Origin of the sequence: Cedecea neteri NBRC 105707 = ATCC 33855, from assembly GCF_001571265.1 — a bacterium.
Taxonomy (GTDB): Bacteria; Pseudomonadota; Gammaproteobacteria; order Enterobacterales; family Enterobacteriaceae; genus Cedecea; species Cedecea neteri.
Map to the genome: position 1 here is coordinate 1 of NZ_BCTL01000105.1, position 3,270 is coordinate 3,270.

General features: G+C 43.0%; 3 protein-coding genes and 1 pseudogene. 2 read left to right on the forward strand and 2 right to left on the reverse strand.

Translation table 11 applies throughout. The features are described 5' to 3' along the window. Nucleotides 1–159: 159 nt before the first annotated feature. The gene (locus CNE01S_RS23865; RefSeq protein ID WP_061279169.1) at nucleotides 160–912 is read right to left on the reverse strand and encodes a nitroreductase family protein; all 753 of its coding nucleotides are present in this window, start codon (nucleotides 910–912) and stop codon (nucleotides 160–162) included. 159 nt (nucleotides 913–1,071) lie between these two features. On the opposite strand from CNE01S_RS23865, the gene CNE01S_RS23870 reads away from it, so the two are divergent. Together CNE01S_RS23870 and CNE01S_RS24925 are read left to right on the forward strand one after the other, a co-directional pair. Then, a complete protein-coding gene (locus CNE01S_RS23870) occupies nucleotides 1,072–1,950 on the forward strand; it encodes a LysR family transcriptional regulator (RefSeq protein ID WP_061279171.1) in 879 nt (292 codons plus the stop codon). Nucleotides 1,951–2,353: 403 nt separating this feature from the next. Continuing rightward, nucleotides 2,354–2,512: pseudogene (locus CNE01S_RS24925) on the forward strand (transposase domain-containing protein); the annotation flags it as partial. Nucleotides 2,513–2,710: 198 nt separating this feature from the next. Here the strand turns inward: CNE01S_RS24925 and CNE01S_RS25560 are convergent. Next, the coding region (locus CNE01S_RS25560) for an OspG family effector kinase (protein ID WP_169799435.1) at nucleotides 2,711–3,270 on the reverse strand (560 nt) is incomplete at its 5' end.

Below are 3,270 nucleotides of genomic sequence, written 5' to 3' on the forward strand. Positions count from 1 at the left end.
TCATCCCGCCTCAAGCGCCCTCTGAAAGGAGGACGCTTTTCATTCTGGCTTTTCCATCCCGAAGAAGTGTCCTAAAAACAGAAACGAAAGCAATGTTTTGGTTTATCATTCCCACGACAGGACTCATCGGTTGGGGGTAAAGTTTATGAGTTAGTAATATTATTCAAACTTAAACCCCTGTGCTATAAACGAGCTGGAAATTTTATCGTAACGGTTGGCACTATAAGCATCTGCAAGCTCATCATTATAACTTTTCATATATGTTAACCCCTGCCGGTCCCACCACTGCCGTAATACCAAATCATACTCGTCAACTCCCTTTTTCACACTCTGACTATCATAGCATTCATTCATTGCAAAACTTTCCAAAGGAACGCGGGGTTTGACTTCAGGAAAATTACTTTTATCAATAACTCCCAATGTCATACCAACAATCGGATACGTTTTTGACGGTAAACCAAGTAATTTTATCATCCCCTCTGGATTATGGCGGATCCCACCAATTACGGTCGTACCATATCCCAAGCTTTCAGCTGCTGTTTGCAGCGCATTAAGCATTATGCCAGCATCAAATGTCCCAACAACAATACCCTCTGCTGATTGCTCAATAATTTGTTCAGTATTGGCACGTGAAACAGAATAGGCAGTTCGATAAAAATCGATTACTACGGTAATAAAAACATCTGCTCCTGAGACCTGAGGTTGCCCTCCTGCCAGTTGCGCAATATTTTTGATCTTCTTTTTGTCACGCGTAATGATGAGTGAAACCTGCTGGCCATTAATAGATGAAGGAGACTGTTGAGCAGCTTGAATAATTTTCATCAAATCTATCTCGTTTACAGTTTCGCCAGTAAAGTGACGGATTGAACGACGATTAAGCATTAGGTCAATAATTGTGTTTTTAGTATCCATTTCTTTCGCCTTATCAATTCTGATGCGGTTGCAGTAGCCAATTGAAAAAGGCCACTATGTTTAAGCTAAAAAACGTCTCATAAGTTCTATTTCACTATGTTTGCCTGGCTATGGGAAGAAGAGTAAGCTTTACAATGCTTTTAACTAGAGGTTAATAACATGCTTCCAAAGCAGCTTCTTCACTTCATCGCTGTCGCTAATGCAGGGAGTTTTTCCGGAGCGGCTCGCCAAATGGGGATTTCACCTGCAGCCATGAGTATGGCTATAACAACATTAGAAAAAAATCTTGAGATACGTCTGTTTTCAAGATCGACACATTCGGTTCAGCTGACAGCTGAAGGGGAGTCATTCTATGACAAGATCTCACCGCTAGTTGCAGAGATTGCAACTCAACTTGAATATCTCAAACAGCAGAAGGACAACATCTCCGGCACAATAAAAATAAATTTACCCTACGAGATGGGACTGAATTTTATTTATCCTTACCTGCTGGAGTTTCAATGTAAATACCCTGAAATCATTCTTGACTTGCATTTTAGTGATAAGGTACTGGATTTAATTGAGCATAAATTTGATATAGGAGTTGGTAATAATATCAATGGAGACAGTCAATTAATTGCGCGTCGACTACGTGAAATGCGACTAGTTACGGTCACGACTACTGCATATCTTCAGGACCATCTGCCGCCGAAAAATCCAGACGATTTATCTGGACACAATTGCATCGCTTACAGATCACCCAGTTCAGGTAGAGTGACACCATGGTTATTTTTGGATCAAGGTAGAATAATACGAATATCCCCTCATGGCACCTTGGTTCTAAATTCATCCAGTGCAATCGTTCATGCAGTCCTTGCTGGAAAAGGAATTGCCACAGTGCCTTATGACTATGTCAGTGCTGCCATACATAATGGGCAATGTATTCAGTTACTTCCTCAATTTGAGCCAAAACCAAAAACATTATGGCTTTATTATCCTTCTCGTAAATTTTTATCTTCTCGGGTTAAACAACTGATTAGCTGGTTAACTGAAGAGTAAACAGCCGCAATTTCCTCTGCCAGGCATAAGCGACAAGTCACATTTTGCCCACCAAAAATATTTTCCTCGTAAGTATGCAGTAATGAAGCTGGATGTCCTGCAGGATAACGACCTATATATTCCCCGCTGTCAGTCGCCTGCTGTGCCACCACCACCTTTGTCCCCTGCACCCCGGCCATGGCGCTCATTGCTGTCTGCCGGGCACCATGACCTTCCAGCACTGCCCCTCTTGTCAGGGACAACATGACCGACACCCGCGGCCTGCGAGGCGTGAGCCGTACTCAGCATCGCTGCTACCGTTGTGTGGTACAGGGATGGCACAATATCTGCTCAGAAACCTGGGACAATCGACTCACCGAAATGAGCCAAAATCGTTCTGTCATATGGGTTTGCCGGATGCTTACAAAACCACCTGTTCTTCAGCCCGGATAGCGACGGTGAGAGTGCGGCCATCATCTACAGCCTGCTGAGCACCTGCAAACTCAATGGAGTGGAGCCGGAGAGGTGGCTAAGCGAGGTCATCAGTAAAATCAGCGGGACCATTAACGACCAGTCTGTATAATAACTATTACACCACGTCCAGGATGGGGCTTACGTCTGTATCCGGCAGAGCCATTTTATCTTCTTGAATAGGGAGAGTGCATTAACCAAAATTCAGAATCAGGCACGCATCCCGGAACTATCCTGCTCAGTGTATTGTTTTTTCGGATAACGCGACTCTCCACTGGACGGGGCATACCTTTTGCGGATAACAGCCCTGTCATAGTTGATCCAATAAATTATTTTTTTTACGCAGATATCTATTCATTTCATCAGGTATGCTTTGCATCATCGCCTGAGGTAATGTCTGAATGTCTACAGGATAAACTTCATTGACCTCTGATGAATATATAAAATTCTTTAATTGTAAATCCTGATGATATATTCCTTTCCCTTCCATTTTAGTTAATGCTTCTTCAAGCGCTGTTCTGGCTGACGCACGGATATCAGGAGAAACACTGGAAAGTGCCGAGCCTGAAAACCTTCTCATTTTAAGAATATAACTGCCATCATCAATGAATGCCTCAGATGCGCCAGCTCCATAGTAAGCGTTGAAATTTCGACTTTCTTTTTGAATAAAATTCGGAATATTGGTGTTACCAGCCGTTGGTTTTTCGATATATACTTTATAAGCATAAGTGTCTTTCAGGCCTGCATAAACATCACCCTCCTGACCGCTGCCGATTTTCTCCCCTAAATATTCCTCAGTTCCACCAAAAGTATTTTCCCCGTAAGTATGCATCAGTGAAGCTGGATGCCCCGCAGGATAACGACCAACAT